This window comes from Chryseobacterium sp. WG23, from assembly GCF_024586575.1.
Lineage (GTDB): Bacteria > Bacteroidota > Bacteroidia > Flavobacteriales > Weeksellaceae > Chryseobacterium.
In genome coordinates this window covers 363,638-387,557 of the sequence record NZ_JALCZE010000003.1, presented here as the reverse complement: position 1 = coordinate 387,557, position 23,920 = coordinate 363,638, and the positions used below count along the sequence as shown (strand labels likewise).

The 23,920-nt window shown below is 36.4% G+C and carries 15 protein-coding genes; 9 read left to right on the top strand and 6 right to left on the bottom strand.

Annotated features, from left to right (window positions below; translation table 11 throughout):
- The 5 genes from MP477_RS06975 to MP477_RS06955 form a co-directional block, all read right to left on the bottom strand.
- Complete coding sequence (locus MP477_RS06975) at nucleotides 1-1,071, bottom strand: formimidoylglutamase (RefSeq protein WP_257189744.1); 1,071 nt, start codon at nucleotides 1,069-1,071, stop codon at nucleotides 1-3.
- A 158-nt stretch (nucleotides 1,072-1,229) separates the two neighbouring features.
- Complete coding sequence (gene topA / locus MP477_RS06970) at nucleotides 1,230-3,791, bottom strand: type I DNA topoisomerase (protein WP_257189743.1); 2,562 nt, start codon at nucleotides 3,789-3,791, stop codon at nucleotides 1,230-1,232.
- Between the two features lie 275 nt (nucleotides 3,792-4,066).
- A complete protein-coding gene (locus tag MP477_RS06965; protein WP_257189742.1) occupies nucleotides 4,067-7,393 on the bottom strand; it encodes a T9SS type A sorting domain-containing protein in 3,327 nt (1,108 codons plus the stop codon).
- 365 nt (nucleotides 7,394-7,758) lie between these two features.
- The gene (locus MP477_RS06960; RefSeq protein WP_257189741.1) at nucleotides 7,759-8,898 is read right to left on the bottom strand and encodes an EpsG family protein; all 1,140 of its coding nucleotides are present in this window, start codon (nucleotides 8,896-8,898) and stop codon (nucleotides 7,759-7,761) included.
- Complete coding sequence (locus MP477_RS06955; protein WP_257189740.1) at nucleotides 8,895-9,905, bottom strand: hypothetical protein; 1,011 nt, start codon at nucleotides 9,903-9,905, stop codon at nucleotides 8,895-8,897. Before MP477_RS06955 ends, MP477_RS06960 begins: the two co-directional genes overlap by 4 nt.
- A 194-nt stretch (nucleotides 9,906-10,099) precedes the next feature.
- On the opposite strand from MP477_RS06955, the gene MP477_RS06950 reads away from it, so the two are divergent.
- The 5 genes from MP477_RS06950 to MP477_RS06930 are packed head-to-tail and all read left to right on the top strand — an operon-like array spanning nucleotide 10,100 to nucleotide 16,731.
- Nucleotides 10,100-13,753, top strand: a complete 3,654-nt coding sequence (locus MP477_RS06950; protein WP_257189739.1) for an MMPL family transporter — start codon at nucleotides 10,100-10,102, stop codon at nucleotides 13,751-13,753.
- A 42-nt stretch (nucleotides 13,754-13,795) separates the two neighbouring features.
- Nucleotides 13,796-14,710, top strand: coding sequence for a dialkylrecorsinol condensing enzyme DarA (locus tag MP477_RS06945; protein ID WP_230032412.1), 915 nt, complete (start codon nucleotides 13,796-13,798; stop codon nucleotides 14,708-14,710).
- A 1-nt stretch (nucleotide 14,711) separates the two neighbouring features.
- Complete coding sequence (locus tag MP477_RS06940; RefSeq protein WP_230032413.1) at nucleotides 14,712-15,851, top strand: beta-ketoacyl-ACP synthase III; 1,140 nt, start codon at nucleotides 14,712-14,714, stop codon at nucleotides 15,849-15,851.
- A complete protein-coding gene (locus MP477_RS06935; RefSeq protein ID WP_230032414.1) occupies nucleotides 15,851-16,282 on the top strand; it encodes a hypothetical protein in 432 nt (143 codons plus the stop codon). Before MP477_RS06940 ends, MP477_RS06935 begins: the two co-directional genes overlap by 1 nt.
- Nucleotides 16,283-16,287: 5 nt before the next feature.
- A complete protein-coding gene (locus tag MP477_RS06930; protein ID WP_257189738.1) occupies nucleotides 16,288-16,731 on the top strand; it encodes an ABC transporter permease in 444 nt (147 codons plus the stop codon).
- Nucleotides 16,732-17,127: 396 nt separating this feature from the next.
- Here MP477_RS06930 and MP477_RS06925 read toward each other — a convergent pair whose 3' ends face one another.
- Nucleotides 17,128-20,040, bottom strand: a complete 2,913-nt coding sequence (locus MP477_RS06925) for a pitrilysin family protein (protein ID WP_257189737.1) — start codon at nucleotides 20,038-20,040, stop codon at nucleotides 17,128-17,130.
- A gap of 366 nt (nucleotides 20,041-20,406) precedes the next feature.
- Between MP477_RS06925 and MP477_RS06920 the strand changes: the two genes are divergently transcribed.
- The 4 genes from MP477_RS06920 to MP477_RS06905 are packed head-to-tail and all read left to right on the top strand — an operon-like array spanning nucleotide 20,407 to nucleotide 23,878.
- Entirely contained in the window at nucleotides 20,407-20,811 is a 405-nt protein-coding gene (locus MP477_RS06920; RefSeq protein ID WP_230032430.1) for a hypothetical protein, read from the top strand.
- Nucleotides 20,812-20,867: 56 nt separating this feature from the next.
- Nucleotides 20,868-21,863 carry a BtrH N-terminal domain-containing protein gene (locus MP477_RS06915; RefSeq protein ID WP_230032433.1) on the top strand — a complete coding sequence of 332 codons (996 nt, stop codon included), beginning with the start codon at nucleotides 20,868-20,870 and terminating at the stop codon, nucleotides 21,861-21,863.
- Nucleotide 21,864: 1 nt separating this feature from the next.
- Nucleotides 21,865-22,623, top strand: a complete 759-nt coding sequence (locus MP477_RS06910) for an ABC transporter ATP-binding protein (RefSeq protein ID WP_257189736.1) — start codon at nucleotides 21,865-21,867, stop codon at nucleotides 22,621-22,623.
- Nucleotides 22,610-23,878, top strand: a complete 1,269-nt coding sequence (locus tag MP477_RS06905; protein ID WP_257189735.1) for an ABC transporter permease — start codon at nucleotides 22,610-22,612, stop codon at nucleotides 23,876-23,878. Before MP477_RS06910 ends, MP477_RS06905 begins: the two co-directional genes overlap by 14 nt.
- Nucleotides 23,879-23,920: the final 42 nt, after the last annotated feature.

Below are 23,920 nucleotides of genomic sequence, written 5' to 3'. Positions count from 1 at the left end.
TTAAATTTTCGTCAGCCTTGCATTCAACCAGCCCTTTTTGGCATCATCAAAATCTTTTCGGGAGCACGGAATACAGTTTTCTATATCCTCATCTTCGCCAAAATACCACAGGTTACTGAAAGTATCCCGTTTGAAAGTGTACTGTCTGTCGTCAACCAAAACATAGAATATTTCGTAGTGTCTTTCTTTCGGATGAGACCTTTGAATATTAATACCTTCTGCGAGGTACCAGAGCATTTGAGCTAATAGCTGGTGATTCAGTTGATTTTCAGAATAGATATTATAATTAAAGATTCCTACAGATTTCAGATGTTCACTCAGTCCTATTTCTTTCATATAGGCACAAATCTCTCTTCTGTTCAACCCATTCACCTGAGGATTCATAGAAAAAGGCTCACTGAAACTTTCAATAGCATCGCAATTTACTGTTACAAGATCTGCTCTTCTGAAGAAAGGTTCTGTTTTCTCAGTAGAATTCATCATTTCAGCCAAACGGACAATATCAAACTCTACTTCCTTAATCAATCGGACAGAGTCTATTTCATTTAAATGTTTCTGGTATCCTAAATGGTGATAATTTTTAATAGAAAAATTCTTGGCTCCAAAAATTTTGCTTAAAAAAGTATGCTCATTAATTTCTTCTCCTTGCTTAAGAGAGATCATATTACTGATCTGAGTAAAATTGAGACTTTTCTGATGAAAATTTAATGCTGAAAATAAGGAATAGGCAAAGTCGTTGGAGCCACCAATAATTACCGGAACAGCTCTTTTATAATGGCAGGCCGACAAAACTTCCTGCAAAATATAATGGGTATCCTGAACAGATTTCCCTGAGACCAAATCTCCAAGATCTACAATAGGGATTTCAAAATCAAGCTGAGAAAGCTTATAGAATTCCTTTCTGACTGCTGTAAAGTCCTGTACTTCCGCTTCACCGCCTGCTCCTCTGTAATCCGATACAAATAAAAGTACAATACTGTCCTCTTTTATATCTTTTGTAATCCGACTTCCAATCTGCCAGGTTTCTGTTTTGAAATTTCTTGGTGAAATGATAAAGTCTCCAAAATCCATATTAATTAAAAAAATTTGATAAGGTGATAATTTACTAATTGCTTTATATAACAAACATACAAAAAAAACCACAGCAACTCCTTACCTCTACACTGCATTTATTAATAAAAAAAGCCGGTAACACTATTTGTTAACGGCTTTGTATTATTATTTTAATATTACTTTTTTTTGGCAGCTGGCTTTTTAGCTGTTGCCGTTTTCTTTACAGCAGCAGTTTTTTTGGCAGCAGGCTTTTTCTTTTCTGCAAAGGCATTTTTATCCTGATCGGTAATCCATTTTTTCACTTCATCCAAAGAAACATCCTTCAATTCTTCTGCATCATATTTTGTATCATCATTTTTCTTTGGAATTTTAAACATTGCTTTTCCAAATTTGATGAAAGGTCCCCATCTTCCGTTCTCAATAGAGATTTTTTCTTTTTCCCACTGCTGGATATAACGGTTTGCTTCTTTTTCCAACTTAGCATCAATCAGTTCATTGATATCACTTTGGGAAAGGTTGTCAAAATTATATTTCTTCGGAACATTGATGAAAATATCTTTGTATTTGATAAACGGACCGAATCTTCCTGCACCTTTGGTTACCGGTTCGCCTTTATAAGTGGCAATTGGCGCATCGGCTTTTTTCTTTTCATTGATAATTTCCTCTGCACGGCTCTGGCTCACAGATAAAGGATCTTCACCTTTAGGGATACTGATGAAAGTATCACCCCATTTTACATAAGGCCCAAATCTTCCTACTCCAACAGAAACGGCATGCCCTTCAAATTCATTTAAGTCAAAAGGTAATTTGAATAATTCTATAGCTTCTTCAAAAGTAATTGTAGCTATATTCTGCCCGGTCATTAATGAAGCAAAGATTGGTTTTTCTTCATCATCGGTTTCTCCAATCTGGATCATAGCCCCAAATCTTCCAATTCTGGCGTGAACATTTTTACCTGTTTTAGGATCTACCCCTAATAACCTGTCTCCCGTTGCACGGTCAGCATTTTCTTCTACATCTTCAATTCTTGGATGGAATTTTGAGTAGAAATTGGTCATCATTTCTTTCCACTTTTGGTCACCACTTGCAATTTCATCAAAACTCTCTTCTACTCTTGCTGTGAAACCATAGTCTAAGATTTCTTTAAAATTATCTGTTAGGAAATCATTCACAACTTCTCCTATATCTGTAGGAATGAATTTATTTTTATCTCCACCAAATTTCTCGTCAAGAACTACTTTTTTGATTTTATCTTTTACCAAAGACATCTTAATCACTTCACGGGTTTGCGGCTCAATCTCACGCTTGTCTACATATTCTCTATTTTGGATAGTCTGAATAGTAGGAGCGTATGTAGAAGGTCTTCCAATCCCTAATTCTTCAAGTTTTCTTACTAAACCGGCTTCAGTATATCTTGCACTTGGTCTTGTAAACTTTTCTGTAGCAGTAATGCTTTTATAGTTTAATATTTCACCAACTTTTACTTTTGGCAATAGCTTTTCGTTGCTCTCATCATCTTCATCTTCCGTCTTTACAATACCATAGGCTTTCAGGAAACCATCAAAAATAATAACTTCGCCCTGTGCTTCAAAATGGTGTGGCAAAGATGCATTCCCAATTTCAATAACAGTTTTTTCAATTTTAGCATTGGACATCTGAGAAGCCAATGTTCTTCTGTAAATCAACTGATATAGTTTACTCAACTGAGCATCTCCTATACTTTTCACTCCAAAATCTGTAGGACGGATCGCTTCGTGAGCTTCCTGTGCCGATGCCGACTTTGTAGTGTAATTTCTCGGAGAAGAATATTCTGTTCCGTATTCTGATATGATTTGCTTTTTGGCTCCTTCAATAGCTTCCTGGGAAAGATTTACCGAGTCGGTTCTCATATAGGTAATGTATCCTTCTTCGTATAATCTCTGTGCCAGACGCATGGTATTGGTCACATTATATCCCAATCGTGAAGAAGCTTCCTGTTGTAATGTAGAAGTGGTAAACGGAGCAGATGCAGAGCGTGTACCAGGTTTTGTTTCCACATTCAGTACTTTGAATTCTGTAGTTTTTGCCTGTTCAAGGAACTTTTCTGCATCCTGTTCTTTTTCAAAATCTTTTTTCAGCTTGGCAGCAATTTCCTGTTCTGCATTATTCAGGAAGATCCCATCCAGCTTAAAGCTTGCTTTTGGTACAAACTCACGGATTTCTTTTTCTCTTTCAACAATTAACCTTACCGCTACAGACTGAACTCTTCCTGCAGATAGCCCTGGTTTTACTTTCTTCCATAAAACGGGAGACATTTCAAAACCTACAATCCTATCCAATACTCTTCTTGCCTGCTGAGCATTGACCAGATTTTGGTCAATATCTCTTGGGTTTTCAATTGCTTTTAGAATGGCATTTTTAGTAATCTCATGGAAAACAATTCTTTTTCTGTTTTCAGGCTTCAGCTTCAACTCATCTGCTAAGTGCCAGGCAATAGCTTCCCCCTCACGGTCTTCATCGGAAGCCAGCCAAACCATTTCGGCCTTCTTTACTGCAGCTTTTAATTCTGTTACCAATTTCTTTTTGTCTGCAGAAACTTCGTAATCTGGACTGAATGTGGCAAGATCTATTCCCATCCCTTTTTTAGGCAAATCCCGGATATGACCGAAGCTGGATTTCACTTCAAAATCCTTTCCTAAATATTTCTGAATAGTTTTTGCTTTTGCCGGGGACTCGACGATTACTAAATTTTTCGACATTCTAAAAATTTTTTGCAAAAGTAAAGCTTTTTTATTATATACTTTTTGTTCTATTCGTTTAATTTGACAATTAGATTTCTTAAGAGCGTATTATGACAACCCTCTTCAGCCCAATCAAGTCCTTTATATTGTATGTTTTAGCATGTTAACCACTTATCAATCTTAAGGGATATAGAATTTTTCACCAACTGTAATAGACACAGAAAATATGTATTGTTCAAAAAAAGCAGAATAAACTCATGTATTCTGCCTTTTTAAGCATTATTCCAGCAGATTTATCTTTTTATAATTTTCACCACTGCTTCAGAATTATTTATTCTTATTAAATACCCTCCCGGAACTAAAGAAGAAAGATCCGTTTGTTTATTTTCAAATATTCCCGATTTCACAAGCCTTCCGGAAACATCATATACTTCATAGTTATATTCCTTATTTTCTGACTCCTTGAGATAAAGAGTATCTTTAAAAGGATTGGGAAATACTGAAATATGCTTGGTTTCTGTTTTAAGTTCTGTATTATTGAAAGCTACAGAGGTTATAATCCCATTTCGCAGTGCACTGATCACAAATTTTGAAGCGGGCCCTTCTTCTTTTCCAAAAGCATTATATTTAACTCTTACACAGCGGCAGCCCATTCCAAAATACGGATCATTATTATCATGAAAGACTATCAGGCGATTGGCTGTAGAAGCTGCATCAAACAATATATTAACGGCTCTTCCCAGATAATTCGAAGCCAGTGCATCGGTCCATATTCCCGGATATTGAAAATTCACTACATTAAAAGTTCCTTGTGGAGACTGGTTTCCTACAACATTTCTGAATGCACGGGAACCAGAATCGGGGTAATTTCCAATGGTATATGTCTTATCCGAAAACTGATACCCTATAGTATAAGCTGTAGACGGGTTTCTCACGCGAATCCCCTTATAATCAGCAGCAATACTATAAGAAGTGGCTATATTTTTATCTTTTTTATACCATGGGGTTTGCCCAAAATCCTGTCCGGAAACGAGTGCCACACTGGTAAGATCCGGAATTCTCCATCCGTCAGGGCAAGGATCGAAAGGGGACTTTCCTCCTCCTCTTCCCCATCTGTCCGGGGCAAGGTTTGGCTCATTAGCTATCCAGTCTGTTCCATTGGTATAATTGGGAGCCGAACTGTTAAATGGTGAAAAGGTACTTGGGACCATAAAAACCAAAGGATTCCGCACTGAGTAAGCCATTATTTTATTCACTTTATCAACCGGTTTATCTATTCCCTGAACACCCGAAGCAGAAGCATACGTATCATAAGGAACTATATATCCTGCCGAAAGGTTATTATAGGCTGCAGCTGAAAGCGTAGTATATGAAACGGTACCATTCTCCTGAACTTTCCCCAAAAACACATTGAAAGAAGCCCGGTTATCTGCATACTGAAAGGTAGGAATAGGATCTTTCCTTCCCCATTGATAATGCAATTCGGTAGAAGCTCTTATCTCTGCAAGCTCAGCAGCAGTAGGAGCTAATGGATTTCCAACATTTGGAAAAGCAGATAAGGCTCCTATATTTCTGTCCAGAAACTCGGTCATTAGTACGATGTCTGCTTTATTCACATAATTTACATAATTCACGGCTTCTTTTACCGGAAGTTCTGTTGTATAGGCATAGGAAACTACAGGAGTATCTGTAATCCAAATATGCCAGCTCCAGTATACAGGGTTTGTAATGCTTCCGTTATGTAGCGTAACAACGGCATTTCCGCTTTGGTTAGGCCGTATCTCTACAGATATCCGGGAATACCTGATATCCTGTAATGCAGATGGGGATGGATTCACCAGGGAAACTTTGTTTATGAGGTTGACATTGGTAGTCCACAGGACATTGGCTTTCAGATTATTGAAATTTGAGGGAATTAGTATATTTTGATTATTAAGCAACTGGCTTTGAACAGAAAATGCCTTACTGACAGGAATTTCCACAGTATAGGGCTGTGTGCTTTTAGTCGCCAGATAGGTATTGGGGTTGTTGATTCCTTCTTTATAATCTGTTACAGCAGCAGGTATATATTCCGTTGGGAAATCATAATCATTAACCTTATACAATGGGTCTTTTATGCATCTGCATCCGTTGGCATCTGAGGTATACATTCCGGACATTGGCATATAAAAATACCTACCATGGATATTGGGATAATTTGGATCCGGTATATCCGGCTGCCCTTTATCCGGAATCATAGTTAATCCCCTTACACCAACTGAGGGAGACGCATCAAAATGTCTCGTCATAGTAGCCGTCCATAACGCAGTATGATGCTGGTCACTATATTGCCCTAAATGAGCATTCCTGATAAGCTGTCCGGTCCCCGGAAATACTCCCATATCATAGCCGTTAACACTGGAGAGATCAAATCCCCAATTTGGGTAAATCTTAAAACCTGTCATGAACGCCGGAACACCTGCATCTGTTGGTTTTATAATATGGTATTTATTAGCTTCAAAAACATTTTTTCCCATACTGGTCTTAACCCCAAAAGGTGAAAAATCTATCCGGATATCATCTATATAAGATGAAGATCCAAGATTAGCTACAAGCATGGATGGAACACGCCAGCCATTGGGGCAGGGATCATATGCGGATTTATCTCTATATGGCTTTGCACTGCTGTCATTATTATATCCCGCAGCAATTTTTCCCTGCGAATTATCAGACCAAAGATTAAGCTCGGAGAGTCTGTTATCTGGTAAATCAGCAGTTCGTCCAAACCAGTTGACAGGAAGATTGACATTATTATTGTAATAGGCCTGCCCAGAGTTATCATTTTTATTAACATAAATCAGGCTCAAAGGATTTTTTACAGAAAGCCTTATATTATTGGTTATCTCTGCTGCAGAAAGCAACACTACCTTTGTAAGGTCATCAATACTTATCGCGTTGGTAAAGTTCTTTGCACCTCTGTGTCTTATCCTTCCTACAGATCCTGATGCTTCATAAAAATCGTTACCTCTTGTTACCAAAGGTGGAATAGGGTCTTTTCTTCCCCACTGATAAAGCAATCCGTTACTTCTATTCCAATCTGATGCCGTAATGGAACTGGTAAGAGCTCCCAGGTTTCTGTCCATCCATTTCCATTCGAAATCAGGAATAAGCTCAATAGTTCCGTCTGACCTTAGCCTTTTAACATTCTCAAAACTTTTATAGGATGAACCATTGGAAGGATCGTCGGTGACCCAGATATGCCAGCTCCAGTAGATTTCTCCATTCACTTTGAAAGCAATCACCGCATTTCCTTTTTTAGTCTTATTAACAGGAACTTTTATTTTTGCATCCTGCCCTGATCCCGAAATCTCTAAGGCATAGCCCGTTTCGGATTTAATTAAACCATGTACGTCTTCCCAAAGTACATCTGCCGTTACTGTTCCTGCAGGTATCCCATTGCCATTAATATAAGGATCTCCTTCCCACATAGCATAAGCCTTTCTTACCGGAACAAACAGGCCTTCGCTACTTTGGCCGGGATCAAAAAAATAACTGTTGGGCGCCTTTTTCCAGTCTGGAATGATAGTATAACGTAGATTATTTTGAGGTTTATTCAACGAATCCAACTCTTTTGCAGTCAAAACGTTTACTTTATAACCAACTGAGGAAAAACCCTCTATGGAAATTATGTTACCTTTAAAACAGAGACCAATCGACACTAAGCAAAAAATTGCTGCTAATTTTTTAACTAAACGTTTCATATTCTGGATTTGTGTGTATTATCAGAAATACAACTTTTAAGCCTATGTTCAAAAAAAACATATTTAATTTATAAATAAACATACCATATCTGAATTAAAATGTAAATAATTAAAAATAAATTCATTACCACTAAAAACTCATCATTCACGTAAAAACTGAAATATAACTGGCATCCATGTCATTGTATTGCAAAAAAGACAACTCACTAAGAGCTGTCTTTTGTTTTTTAATTTTGAAATATTTTCTAAGGAAGAATATGGTTTTTATATAAATCTATTGAGAACCTTCCTGCTTTTATATTATTAAAGGAAGCAAAAACGACAAAATTGAATACTACCAAAGTAATAATAAATGCATAGACCATATTTTTAACCCTGGCCGAGACCACATACATTGCATTAGGAATTATGATATATGAAAATCCGATAAATGCTCCTGCAAGACGGGATGAAAATATAGGATTATTCCTGAAAATAAAGTAGAAACATATTCCTACCACAGCATAATTCCGGTGGTATTCATAATAAGGATAGAGTTCCTTCATCTTGGTATCAAAAGCAAAAAGGAAAAAAGTCAGAATTACCATCATTGCCTCAGGGATCCCAAAGCCACCATTCAATCTCTGTGCAGTTTCTTCCACATACCCATTAAACCCTTCAACCAGTGTACTGTCTTCAGCCATACCACTTAAAAAGCTTCCAAAAACCTTATAGACTTCAAATGGCGACAGAAAGACAGAGCCTATAATCATAATCAGCATAACGGTCTTATTCAAAGGAATGCGGGCCAGCCAATACATGGGTAAAAACAGATAACATACACTGTGAATTCCTGATCCTAAGAATATAAAAAACAGATAATGCCACAGTTTTCTTTCTTTGATATAGCGTATAGCAAAATAAACAATAAAGGTACCCAGGTTTTGTCTTATCTGCCCACTTTCTCCGATGAAGAAGTTGGGAATAAACATGAAGAGGGTAAAGGTAAAAGGATAAAAAGTATTGTCTTCTGTATATTTTATCTTAAAGCTTATTGCAAAAATGGCTATAACAAGGGTAACAATATAAAAAGGGGCATTAAATACGTTAAGCAATATCTTATTAATCAAGGTATAGAGCCACTCTACGTCCAAGGTATCCGGCCCCGTCATATGGAGCATCTTCATAAAGATACTGTAATAACTTTTGGTATCGGAATAAATATAAATACCACGGTAACTACCATAATCCGGACCTACACTATCACGAAGCCCGGCAATGATAATCAGGTAGATACCCAGGAACCAAAACCATTTTTTATCTACTTTTTTACCATATACCTCCTGAACACTGAAGAACAGCATATATATAATTGCAATAATATAATATGGATGTAATAAACTCATACTAATTGAATCTCTGCTGTTTTTTTAAACTGGTGAAATACTATGATAATCCCTGTTAGAATTAAAGGAAGAAAGAGTCTCACTTCCCAAAACAATCCGACTAAGGTAATCATAATAAGATAAGGCAGTGAAAAGAAAAGATATTTGCCAAATACCAGCCTGTTTTCTTTATCAATACAAAGCTTATATATAAAATAAAGAACTACGACTGCAAAAATCAATCCCGCTAAATTAAACGGACTTGAAAAGTTTCTGTCTATATAAAAACCTTCCACAAAGGTTGTTTCTTCTGTTGTCATAAACTTTCTTAATCCAAGATATGGAATTAGAAAAGCAACAACCAAAGGAATTATTATCCATATAAACCGGTAATTTTTTTCCTGAATATTTTTCACATTAAAGAAAACCGCTGCAAAAAAAGCAATATTAAGACATGCTGTTTCCCTTACGAATGTAGAAATAATAATCAGGACAATTAAAATCCCATAATATACCTTTTGCTGGGTGTGCAGATATTTCAGCGTAAGAAAAACGCCTGATAAGTAGCAAAATAAAGCAATGGTATCACAATTTGTGGGAGCATACTGAGTGATAACGATAAAAAAAACTGAAAGTAAATGAATGACTCTCCTTACATTAACGTCAGAAAACAACGTTTTAAACTGAAGCATTTTATTAATAAGAACCGAACAGAGGATAAAGAAAAAACTGTTCATCAGAAAAAGACCATGATAAAATGGTGTCCCATTCTTAGACAGAAAATCCTTAAAGAACGAAAAAGGCCCATTGATCAGGTAATACACCATGTCTGTCATCTGCACACTGAGATAATTAGGAATCACCCTATACGCATATACAGAGGAGAATAAAAATTCCGGAGTTTTTTCTGATGTTTTCAACCTGGTGTAGGAAGATTCAAATCCATAATAGGACATGGCAAACAGCAGAAGCGGAAGTACTATCACAAATAGAAATCCGTTTATTTTTTCATCATTTTTTTCCAACATATCTAAAACAGATTCTTATTTTTTAATAATAATTGTGGTTTAAAATACATTTCATTAAAGGGGAACTTTTGCAAAAGTAGAATATTTTTTCATTCTGCCTAGAATATTTTATTGATTTTCAGACAAAACTTATCCCTCAATTATTTTGAACTAATACTTAAAAATTTAAATTTGCAGACTGACTTTTAAATATAATGCATCGTTTTTTCATATTTTTATATTATCTGATTTCTAAAAACAAAACTATTGCTGTATTGAGTGCATTAGGAATCGCGGCTTTGTGTATTCTTTTCGCTTCAAAAATTAACTTTGAAGAAGACATTAATCAGATTATCCCTAAAAATGAAAAATCTGACCTTACGGCCAAAGTTCTTAAACAACTTAACTTTTCAGATAAGATTATTGTTATTATAGAGAATAAATCCGGTGAAGACAGCTTTCAGCTTTCTGAAACGGCAGATATCTTTCTACAGAAAATTGAACCTTTACAAAAATACATTGGCTCGGTTCAGGGCAAAGTAAATGACAATGAAATTTCAGAAACATTTGATTTTGTCAATCAGAACCTTCCTCTGTTTCTGAATGAGAACGATTATAAAGAAATCGGACAGAAACTTCAGAAAGACAGTATTGCGAGGCAGGTGGAGGACAATTATATATCATTAGTTTCTCCTACAAGTCTTGTTACCAAAGAATTCATTAAAAAAGATCCTTTGGGACTTACTTTTTTGGGGATCAAAAAACTGAATGCTTTAAACATCAGTAAAGATTTCAAACTTGAAGACAGCTTTATCGTTACCAAAGATGGCAAGAACCTCTTATTATTTATTGATCCGAAAAACAAAAGCAATGACACCAAGGGCAATGAAGCTTTTGTGAACCAGCTTAATACGATAAGGGAAAATATTAACAAACAGTTCAAAGGCAAAACTGAAATCAGTTATTTCGGGTCACCGGTTATTGCTGTTGCCAATGCCCAGCAAATCAAAAAAGATATTCAGAATACGGTTATCATTTCAATGACGGTGCTGTTGGTCCTTTTGATCTATTATTTCAGAAATTTCTTCACCCCTGTTATTGTTTTTCTACCCACTGTATTTTCTGTGCTGCTCGCCCTATTGATACTGTATTTTATTAAGGATAAAATCTCAGCCATCTCATTAAGTGTAGGAGCTATTCTCATTGGAATCACCATAGATTATGCCTTGCATATCCTCACTCATTATAAGCACAACAATAATATTGAAGAGCTTTACAAGGATATTACACAGCCCATCATCCTTAGCAGCGCAACAACGGCTGTTTCTTTTTTATGTCTGGTTTTTGTACGCTCTGAAGCATTGAAGGACCTCGGTCTTTTTGCAGCTATCACTGTTATTCTATCGTCTATCAGTGCATTGATCATCGTACCTCAGCTTTATAAGCCTAAAAAAACATCGGAAAAGCACAATACAAATTTCATAGACCGGATTGGTTCATATCCTTATGAAAAAAACAAACCTCTACTTATTGGCTGTTCTTTAATTATTCTTGCCTGTTTATTTGGCTTCAGGCATGTAGGCTTCAATGAAGATATTGGTGATCTGAATTACATTCCCAAAGAGCTGAAAATAAGTGAGGCTAAACTCCAGAAGCTTTCAGACATCACTTCAAAGTCGATATACACCATCTCGTACGGAAATTCCGAAGAAGAAGCATTGGCCCGGAACTCAAAGTTGAGCCAATTTCTTGAAAAAGAGAAAAAAGATGGAAAAATTTTAAGCTACAATTCAATTGGTAACATTGTACTTTCCGAAAAACACCAACAAAAGAAATTGGCGGAATGGGAACGTTTCTGGGATGCCGACAAAAAGAATAACACCGTTGCAGATCTGATCAGCAACGGAAATAAATTTGGTTTCAACAGTTCGGCTTTTGATCATTTTAATGATGTTTTACATAAAAAATACGCAGTTTTAACATTGAAGGACTATGAAAGGGTAAAGGCATTACAGATTCCAGAATTCTTAAGCCACGAAAACGGTTTTTACACAGTTTCAAATATTGTAAAGGTTGACGAAAACAAAAGAGATGCTTTCATTAAAGATATTGAAAAGAAACATGATGCTCTCGCTATTGACCGCCAGCAAATGAATGAAAATTTCCTTGGTTTATTGAAAAGAGACTTCAGTACTTTAATCAACTATTCTCTTTTAGCCATCGTTTTAACCATTATTATTTTCTTCAGAAATTTTGAACTGACTATTCTTACCATGTTTCCGATTGTTTTAACCGGAGTCGTCACTGCAGGAATCCTTTATTTTCTAGGTCTGGAACTCAATATCTTCAGTACAGTAGTATGTACATTAGTCTTTGGAGTAGGTGATGATTTTAGTATTTTCCTTACACAGGCCATGCAAAAAGAGCATACTACAGGAAAAAACGAACTTCCAACCTACAGAACGTCCATTATCCTGGCAGTTTTCACTACGATACTTTCCATTGGATCCCTGATCTTTGCCAAGCATCCGGCGTTACATTCTTTAGCACTGGTTGCCTTAATCGGGATGTTCTCCGTGATTATCATTACCTCAACATTATATCCGTTCTGGTTTAGGTTCTTAATTACCAACAGAGCAAAAAAGGGGCTTTCTCCTATTACATTCAGGCTATTTCTTAATTCATTTTTATCATTTTTATATTATGGATTGGGAGGATTGCTATTTTCAGCCTTCGGAAGTTTTTTCGTTAAAAATGCTAAAGGAAAAACATTGGATATTATAAAACTGATCTTAGCCCGTTTTTTAACGTCGGTACTTTATTCAAATCCCTTTGTCAGGAAGAAAGTCATCAGAAATACTTCTGAGGATTTTAGCAAACCGGCAGTGATCATTGCCAATCATACTTCATTTTTAGACACTCTGGCTATTGCTATGGCTACCCACAAAATCATTTACCTGGTCAATGACTGGGTATATGAATCTCCTGTATTTGGAAAGCTGGTAAAAGCATTAGGTTTCTATCCCGTTTCACAGGGTATTGAAAATGGAATGGATAAACTGAAGGAAAAGGTTAACCAGGGATATTCCCTTGTTGTTTTTCCTGAAGCAGAACGCTCTTATACTCATGATGTCAAAAGGTTCCACAAAGGAGCATTCTATCTTGCTGAGCAGTTTGGCTTAGATATTCTGCCTCTTTATATTCATGGGAATTCTGAAGTATTGCCGAAAGGAGATTTTATTATTTATGACGGAAGTATTACTGTAAAAGTAGGAAACAGAATCAGCAAAGATGATACAAGCTTTGGGACTAACTATTCTGAAAGAACAAAAAAGATCAATGCCTATTTCAGGGATGAATTTGCCAGGCTGAGAGAAGAACTTGAGGATGAGAATTATTTTAAAAAGAAATTGTTCCTAAGCTACTTATATAAGAACACTGATGTGGTACAAGAAGTAAAAAAAGATTTCAACACCTATAAATCCGTCTATTTTGAACTCAATAAACACATTCCTAAAGACGCCAATATTCTGCATATAGCAGATGATTTCGGACAAAAAGATGCTTTACTGGTGCTTTATCAGGCAAGCAGAAAAATCTTTTCATTCATTAAAAACAGTGAAAAAAGAGAAGTTGCCTCCCAAACTTATCTGGTGAAAAACAGGAAGCTTCATTATATACAAGATCTTTCAGAAGTCAATAAAAAAATAGACATCCTTCTTGTTTCAGACGGCAGCTTTTTCGTGAACACCATTCAGGTTCTTCCGGAAATTATCATTTTTGTTAATGCAAATAATGCATCATTTAAAAATGAAAATTATACATTAAAATTCAGTTCTGACTCATTAAAAGTATTTAAGGCTGAATAATAAATATGAAAAACATATTTTTGTAACCGTTAAAAAATAGTAATGAAAAAAAACATACTTGTAATATATTATTCACAAACCGGCCAACTGGAAGATATTGTGAGAAATATTGCCAGACCTTTTGAAGCTCAGAAGGAAGAATATCATGTTACCTATTACAACATTCAGCTGAAGGAAGATTTTCCTTTTCCCTGGCCAGGTGATGTTTTTTTCAATACCTTCCCGGAGTCTTATCTTCAGATCCCTAAAGAAATACTCCCTCCATCGGAAGAGGTACTGAATACAAAGTATGACCTCATCCTGTTTGGTTATCAGGTATGGTATTTAACGCCATCTATTCCTATTATTTCATTCCTGAAAAGTGGGTATGCAGAGAAAATTCTTAAAGACACCCCTGTTGTTACCATTTCCGGGACAAGAAATATGTGGATGCTTTCTCAGGAGAAACTTAAGGTCTATTTAAAAGACTTAAAAGCCAACCTTGTTGGAAATATAGCCCTGGTAGACAGACATGACAATTATACCAGTGTACTGACGATCTTACGATGGCTGACCACAGGGCAGAAGGAAAAGTCGGGAATACTTCCTGCAGCCGGTATTTCTGATCAAGAGATTACAGGATCTGTGAAGTATGGAGAAATCATTAAAAAGCATTTTAAAGATAATGATCTGGAGAATTTACAGCCAGATCTGGTAAAAAACGGAGCCGTTGAGATCCGTCCGTTTCTGGTACGGGTAGAAAAGGTAGGAAATAAAATTTTCACCGTTTGGTCCAATCTGATTATAAAGAAAAAAGAGAAACGTCCATTGCTGATAAAATTCTTTAAGGTATATTTGATGGCAGCGATATGGATTATCTCACCAATCGTTTTGGTTTTACATCTGCTTACAACCCCTATATTTTGGTTTAAAAGACAAAAACAAAAAAGATATTTACAAGGAATTAATTTAAAATAGAATGTACGACGTATTTATAACAAAAGCATCAACATACTTACCCAATGAGCCGGTATCGAATGATGAAATGGAGACCTATCTTGGTCTGATCAATGATGCGCCTTCTAAAGCAAGAACACTTATTTTAAGAAATAATAAAATCACAACAAGATATTACGCTTTAGATAAAGAAGGGAATTCTACGCACACCAATGCGCAGATTACAGCAAAGGCAATCGAAGGTCTTTTTGATGAAAATTTCAAAAAGCAGGATATGAAATTATTATCTGTAGGAACAACTTCTCCGGACCAGATACAGCCTTCACATGCTTCTATGGTTCATGGGGAGCTGAATATCGGAAAATCTATCGAGATTAATACTGCTACAGGTCTTTGTAATTCCGGGATGAATGCCCTTAACTACGGATTCCTTGCTGTAAAAGCCGGTGTACACGAAAGCGCTGTATGTGCGGGTTCTGAGAGAATGTCTGCATGGATGACTGCTGATAAATTCAACCATGAAGCTGAGAATTTAAAATTACTGGAAGAAAGGCCTATTATTGCTTTCAAAAGGGAGTTCCTGAGATGGATGCTTTCTGATGGGGCAGGTTCTTTCCTGTTAGAAAATAAACCCCGGGAAAATCAGATTTCTTTAAAAATAGATTTCATTGACTTCTATTCCTACGCTCATGAAATTGAAGCATGTATGTATGCCGGATGTGAAAAGCAGGAAGACGGAAGTTTACAATCATGGGCAGACTATTCATCTGATGAATGGTTAAAGCAATCTATCTTCGCCTTAAAACAGGATACTAAAATCCTTGATAAATATATTCTGGTAAAAGGAGCAGAAAGTTTAAGATCATCTTTTGACAAACATAATTTGGATCCTGAAAAAATAGACCATGTTTTGGCTCATATTTCTTCAGGTTATTTTAAAGAGGGCTTAAAAGATGAGTTTGCTAAAAAAGGAATGGATTTCCCTTGGGAGAAATGGTTCTACAATCTTTCTGATGTCGGAAATATTGGTGCAGGTTCTATTTTTATTGCATTAGAAGAAATCATGAATTCCGGCAAACTGAAAAAAGGAGAGAAAGTACTTCTTTGTGTTCCTGAAAGTGGAAGATTTGCTTATTCTTGCGCCTTATTAACTGTTTGCTAATGGAGAACAGACTGCCAACATCCGATAAAGATTTTGTAGAAAGCCTTATTCCTCAAAGATTTCCTTTTGTAATGGTACATGAGCTTACAGAATACTCTGAAAAGCATCTGATTTCCGGATTTGAAATAAAAGAAGACAACCTCTTTGTTCAGAACGGAATTTTTCAGGCTTCAGGTATGATAGAACATCAGGCACAAAGTGTTGCATTACACACAGGTTATAAATATTTCCTGCTGGGGAAAGAAGCTCCTACAGGATATATTGGAGCTATAAAATCTTTTGAAGCGGAGGTACTTCCTAAAACCGGAGATCGTCTTATCTCAGAAGTTACCATTCTTAATGAAGTAATGGGAGTAACACTTGTAGATATCGTCACCAGATTAAATGGTGATGTGATTGCAAAATCTCAAATGAAAACTGCTGTAAAATAATTCTAATGGAAATCAGGGAAGACCAAATGATCAATATACACAACTTTCTGCCTCATCGTGAACCGATGTTGATGGCTGACCATATCTTGGAATTAACCAAAGAAAAAGTTGTGACTTCCTTTGAAATAAAAGAAGAGAATATCTTTGTTCATAACAATGAATTCGTTGAAGCCGGGCTGATTGAAAATCTGGCACAAACCTGTTCTTCCATTCTTGGACAGAGTTTTTTCGAAAATCCTGAAGCAGATACGAAAGTGATCGGTTTTATTACCAATATCAAAAAAATTGAGGTTTTTGCCCTTCCGAAAGTGGGAGATAAAATCATTTCAAAAGCTTCGCTTGTTTCCCAGTTTGAAAACATTTGCCACATCTTCTGCGAAACGTTCAATCATGATGAATTATTAATCAGAGCTGATATCAACCTTTTTATCCAGGAAGTAAAATCGTAATATTAATTCCAAATACAATAGGAAAAGCTGTACCTCAACGTTACAGCTTTTGTTTTTTATTAACAGCACAATGCTTAATCTCTTTCATAACAGTCAGACTTATAATTCAGCGGTAATATATTTTGTTACAATCTAATAAAATTGTCATTAAAATCTGAAAAATACGGAGTTATAAAGGCAACAGCCCTTCCTGAACAAAATCACAAAACACTACATTTCAAATAATTACATGATAAAAAAGTCACTCCAGGCTTTGATAAAAAAAATATCATACGGATGTATTTCACGTGAAACATTATACAAATCCGTGGAACATGCATCATCACAAACAAGCTCATATGAACAATAAAAAAGTGAGACATTCCTGCCTCACCTTTGACTATATGATCCAAAAGATTAATATCCGAAGATCTCTTCAAGAGACACTTCCTGGAATTCACCCATTTTGTTGATCGATTCCATATTCAGGTTTTCTTTCTTACCGATGATTGCCGTATTGTATTGTACAGGTTTCACTTCTGTATTGTAGAATCCTGTAAGCTGAGGCAATGTAAGCCCCTGGATTTCTGCATAAGTATCTTTTCTGATATCATAATCAATACCCAGTTTTTTCAGTGCAAGCTGGCTAAAGAAGATATTCGTTCTGTTTACTCTGTTGGAAGCAATCTGCTTCAGTGCGGAACCTCTTGCATTATCAAACTGTGTTGGGATTTGTGGTAATTCTACCATCAGATCGTTCATTGCACTTACCGCCAAAGGAAGCTTATTAGACTGTGTTCCTATATAATTGGTAACATAATTTGCATGTCCTTTTTCTGATGCATTACCATAAGAAACATAGGCTGAATAGGCTAAAGACTTACTTTCTCTGATCTCCTGGAAAACAATTGAGGAAAGGCCTCTTCCGAAGTATTCGTTGAAAACATTTGATTTTCCAAAATTGCTAAGGTTTACCGTACTTCCTTTTGCCACTTTCGCCATCTCCATCTGCACCATATCATAATTGGTAAAATACACCTTTCCCGTTGTGGCAGGTTCTGCATATTCTTTAGCTTTTGCAGGCTGAAGGCTTGCATTCACAACATAAGGCTTAACCGCTTTCTCCATCCCCGACTGATCCTGTCCGTAAAGGAATATCTGATAAGGATACTGGTTCAGTGTTTTAATCTTTTTGATAAGCTCCGTAACATCTATGCTCTCAAGACGCTCTTTAGACACAATATCCGTCATTCTTGAATCCTTACCATACTTGGCATAATTCGAAAGAGCAGCCATGATTCTCCCTTTATCTTTCTTCCCTGCAGCTCTGGCCTCCAGGATCGTTTTTACGGTTTGACTGTATATTGCTTTATCTGCTTTTACATTCGTCATCCAGTGATTCATCAGCTCTACCCCTTTCTTCATATTGCTCTCAAGACCGGTCAGGGTAACGATCATTTGATCGTTGGAAGTTCTGATGCTGTTGCTGATTCCCAATTTATAGAATTCTTCTTTTAACTGCTCGGGAGTATATTTGTCTGTACCCAGATATCCAAAAACAGATCCTGCAATAGAAAGTTCTTTATCATTATCCGTTCCGAAAGGAAAAACATAACTTACCTGGGCAATTTCATTATACTTATTTTTTACAAAACTTACCGTCTTATCTTTCACTTGTGAGTTTTGAATCGCTGTTTTATAATCAATAAACTCAGGCTTGATTTCAGCTACTTTTGTGCTTAAAATACCTTTAAGAAAAGGAGACTGAACGTCTCTGTTCAGTTTAATGGGAGTAATTCCCGGGTTTTCTACCCTTACAAGCTTATCATTGACTCCTTTTTCTTTATAAACGACTACGTAATTATCTTTAAAGAATTCATTGGCAAACTTTACCACATCAGCTTTTGTGATCTTCTCATACTGATTGATCTCATCAAGTTCCTGCTCCCATGTTCTTCCCTTAATGTAAGAATCGTAAAGTTCTGTAGCTAACCCGTCAGCCGTTTCCCAGCCTTTCATACGCTGAACTTTCTTATCATTTATAATAGCTTTGAATATCCAGTCCGGAAACTGTCCCTTTTTCACAAGATCCAGCTGATCAAGCAATAACTTTTTAGCTTCGTCAAAACTTTGCCCTTCTTTAGGAGTTACGGTCAACGCAAACAGACCATACATTTTGAACGGTGATTCGTAGGCACCTGCTCCAAGGGTCTTTTGCTTTTGATTAATATTAAGGTCAATTAATCCGGCATCACCATTATTACTTAAGATCTCTGCAACAACATCTGCCAATCTTGCTTCCTGGCTTCCATAAGAATCTGTTCTCCATGCCATGGTCATTCTTTGTGTAGACGGACTTTTTACAGTTCTGGAAACCACTTTTGTCATAGGCTCTTCTGTTACCATCTTTTTCATCGGAAGGTCTTTGTATTTGAAAGCACCAAAATATTGATCAACTAATTTTATAGTTTTGTCAAAGTCAATATCTCCCACCAATACGACAGCCATATTATTAGGAACATAATAGGTATCAAAATACTTATGAATTGCTACCATTGAAGGGCTCTTTAAGTGTTCTGAAGTTCCAATCGTTGTCTGCTGCCCGTTCGGGTGTTTAGGGAAAAGAGCTTCCATTAAAGCATAGTTTACAAGACGTCCGTCATTATCCTGAGCTCTGTTGTACTCTTCATACACCGCTTCAAGCTCTGTATGGAAAAGACGCAGTACCAATTCTGAAAAACGCTCTTTTTCTACTCTCAGCCATTTTTCAAGTTCGTTGGATGGGATATTGTTTTTATAAACCGTTTCATCCAGCCACGTATGGGCATTGGTTCCTGTTGCTCCCAGTGAAGAGATTGCCTTGTCATATTCATTGGCAATGGCATATTTTGAAGCCTCCTGAGATACCTCATCTATCTTTTTGTAAAGTTCTTTCTTCTTTGCAGGATCTTTTTCAGCTTTATGCTGCTCATAAAGATCGGAAATTTGCTGTAGCAAAGCCTTTTCCTTTGCCCAGTCCTGAGTTCCCAGATTGGATGTACCCTTGAAGACCATATGTTCAAGGTAGTGGGCTAATCCTGTATTATCACCTGGGTCATTATTAGATCCTGTTCTTACAGGAATATAGGTTTGAATTCTCGGAGCATCTTCATTTTTTGCAAGATAAACCTTCAGTCCGTTTTTCAAAGTATATACTCTTACACCGGCCTGATCATTCTTTACCGTTTCATAGGTATACCCTTGGGCATCCGTAAGTTTTTGTGTCTCGAATTTCTGTGCCATTGCACTTAACATGCAGAAAAGCGAAACAGAAATAAAAAATTTCTTCATAGTTGGTAGTTAACAATTAATTTTTATAATCAGATTTCTCAAAAACATTAGTCTCACAATACAATACACTTGTTACAGCAAATCCATTACAAGACAAATAATAAAAGCCTATTGAAGGTTAGGATGATATTCTTTCCGATGAGTTATGCTTAAATTAAAATAATAGTAAAAGCTAAAAACATATTCGATCAAACTTGATAAAAACTCAAAATTATCCTTCCATATAACTATACTCCACGACAATAACTCCTCAAAATTTAATATGATTTACATATAATGTATTTTCACTATTTTAGCCAACTGATTAAAAAAATCAAAACAGGTGAACTATTTTTCATCTGGAATCTAAAAAATAGTATTATTTAGATGAAAAAACAAGACCTACCTCAAGACGAAAGCAACCTGAAATCCGCCAACATGACAGAAGTACTGTATGTAACGGACGAAAATAACAACTATACTACAGCAAACAGCACAGGCTGGGATGCAAAGAAAGCTGCTTTGGATGAATCCATGGAGCTCATTTATGAAAGAATTGAGGAAGCCAAGCAAAACGTTGCCAATAAAACTGTAAGTCCTATCGTTTATTTTATGGAACTGAATAAAATGGATCTTGGAGTACTTGCCTCTTATGTAGGAATGTGGCAATGGAGGGTGAAAAGACATTTTAAGCCCAGAATATTTACAACACTAAGCGAAACTGCACTGAAAAAATATGCTGATGCATTTGGAATTTCAGTGGATGAATTAAAAAACTTCGATGGGAAATAAATGGAAGCATTCTATGCAAAATTCCATTGAACCAATGAAAAAGATAAAAGCTGCAAATGAAATTAAACTTTGAACACCATCAGACTGCGCATTGCGAAAACGGTGTTGCTTCTAATCTACTGCTTAATAAAGGACTGAAACTAAGTGAGCCTATGATCTTCGGAATAGGTTCCGGATTATTTTTCGTCTATCTTCCCTTTTTAAAGGTGAATTTTGCGCCTGGCTTCAGCTATCGTCCGATGCCCGGTGCTATTTTTAGCAAAGCAGCCAAAAGATTGGGAATTAAAATAAAGAGAGAGAAATTTTCCAATCCTCAGGACGCTCAAAAAGCACTGGAAAGAAATCTTGAGCAAAATATCCCTACAGGGCTACAGGTAGGAGTTTTCAACCTTACATATTTCCCTGAAGAATATAAATTTCACTTCAATGCCCACAACCTTGTGGTATATGGTAAAGAAGACGGAAAATTCCTGATCAGTGATCCTGTCATGGATTATGTCACCTCACTTTCGGAAGCCGAACTGGAAAAAGTAAGATATGCAAAGGGAGCCCTTCCCCCAAAAGGACATATGTATTATCCTGTCTATGTTCCTCAAAATATCAATCTTGAAGAAGCTATAAAGAAAGGAATCAAAGATACCTGTAAAAATATGCTGGCACCGGTACCGCTTATTGGTGTGAGAGCCATGAGATGGGTAGCCAAAAGCATCCCTAAATGGGCAGAAAAGAAAGGCACAAAGGTAACCAACCACTATCTGGGGCAGCTGATCAGAATGCAGGAAGAAATAGGGACCGGCGGAGGTGGCTTCAGATTTATTTACGGAGCCTTTCTTCAGGAAGCGGCAGTAATCCTCAAAAATGAACAGTTAAAAGAACTGTCACAGGAAATTACAGCTATTGGTGACCTTTGGAGAGATTTTGCTGTAGACATTGCCAGAGTGTATAAAAACAGAAATTCAAAAAGCAATATCTACAATGAACTTTCAAAAACAATGCTTCATATTGCAGATCTCGAAGAAGCTTTCTATAAAAAACTGAGAAAAGCAATCTGATATGGCAGAAAATATGATTGAGGTTAAAAATCTATATAAAAAATACAAAAATTCTGATGAATTTTCTGTCAATGATATCACGTTGAATATTGACAAAAATGAAATCTACGGAATTCTTGGACCTAACGGAGCCGGTAAAACCACCCTTATTTCCATGCTCTCTGGACTTATCAAGCCCACTTCCGGGAAATTCCTGATCAATGGGATGTCTCCCCAGAAGGATAATTTTAAAATCAGACAGATCATTGGTATTGTCCCTCAGGAATATGCACTTTATCCTACACTTACGGCAAGAGAAAATCTCATGTTTTTCGGAAGCCTGTATGGATTAAAACATAAACAGCTCCTCAAAACTATTGATGAATCCCTGGAAATGATGGGGCTTTCAAAGTTTGCCGATAAACAGGTGGGACAATTTTCCGGAGGAATGAAGCGCCGTTGTAACCTCATCGCAGGAACACTTCATAACCCGAAAGTTTTATTTTTGGATGAACCCACGGTAGGAGTTGATGTTCAATCCAAAAAAGTGATTATTGATTTTCTTCAGGAACTGAATAAAAACGGGACTTGTATCATTTATACTTCACATCACCTTTCCGAGGCCGAAGAATTCTGTACAAAAATTGCCATCATTGATAAAGGAAAGATTCATGCTGTAGGAACCCCTGAAGAGCTGGTTTCTCAGATTGCTCACGCCGAAAACCTGGAGGATGTTTTCATTTCATTAACCGGAAAAGAATTAAGAGATGTTGTTGTATAAACTGTGGAGAAGCTTTATTAAGGAAATTCTTCTCCTGAAAAGAGATATCGGAGGAATAGTCATCATTTTTGTGATGCCTTTGCTTTTAATTGTTACCATTACCCTGATTCAGGATTCCACCTTTAAAAATCTTGAAGGCTCAAAAATCCCTATTATTTTTATTGACAATGATCAGTCAGAGGTTTCCAAGAGTATAAAAGGTGAGCTGGAAAACAGCAAAACATTTCAGCTGCTGACCAATTTCAACGAAAAGTCTGCTCAGAAAGCAGTTTTCTCAGGAGATTATCAGATGGCCATTATCATTCCTGAAAATCTGACGAAAGATCTCAATTCCAATATTGATTCAAAAGTTCAGACGATAGTAAGTTCATTTGGATTGGAAACAGATTCTGCAGCAGTCAGAAAACCGGATTCAAAAACAAAAGAAATTCACTTATACTTTGATCCAGCTACCAATGCCGGGTTCAAAAATTCTGTCATGAATTCTGTCAATAAGATGGTTTTTGAAATCGAGAATAAAAAGATTTATAAAGCATTCCAGGAACAGCTGGGAACAACAGAGAACCTCAGCGAGAATAAAAATCTGATCAGCTTTAAAGAGATCACCCCTAAGAAAGGAAAAATGGATGTGATGCCGAATTCCGTTCAGCATAACGTTCCTGCATGGGCTCTTTTTGCTATCTTTTTCATCGTTGTTCCGCTATCTATCAATCTGGTAAAAGAAAAAAGTCAGGGAACCAATGTACGGGCAAGAATAAGTCCTACTCCTTATTTTGTTCATATTTTAGGAAAAACATTTACATACCTTATCATTTGTATCATTCAGTTTTTATTGATGGTAGCAGTAGGAATCTATCTTTTCCCTTATATGGATCTTCCGGCATTTGATGTTTCCGGAAAAATGTTTCAGCTTATTACAGTAACCTTGTTTTCGGGGCTTGCAGCCATTGGATTTGGTGTTTTGCTGGGTACTATAGCGGATACCCAGGAACAGTCGGCACCTTTTGGAGCCACTTCCGTTGTTGTGTTGGCCGCTATAGGAGGGATATGGGTTCCTGTATTTTTAATGCCTGAATTCATGCAGACTGTAGCCAAATTTTCTCCTATGAACTGGGGGCTGAATGCTTATTACGACATTATCTTAAGGAACAGCGGAATTGGTGGAATTGCTAAAGAATTAGTATTTTTATTTGTATTTTACCTTGCCACCATATCCATATCGATTTTTTACGAAAGAAAACTCCATAATGTTTAAATCAGGAGTTTCCTGAACCTCACAGAAAGAAAAAAATATAGG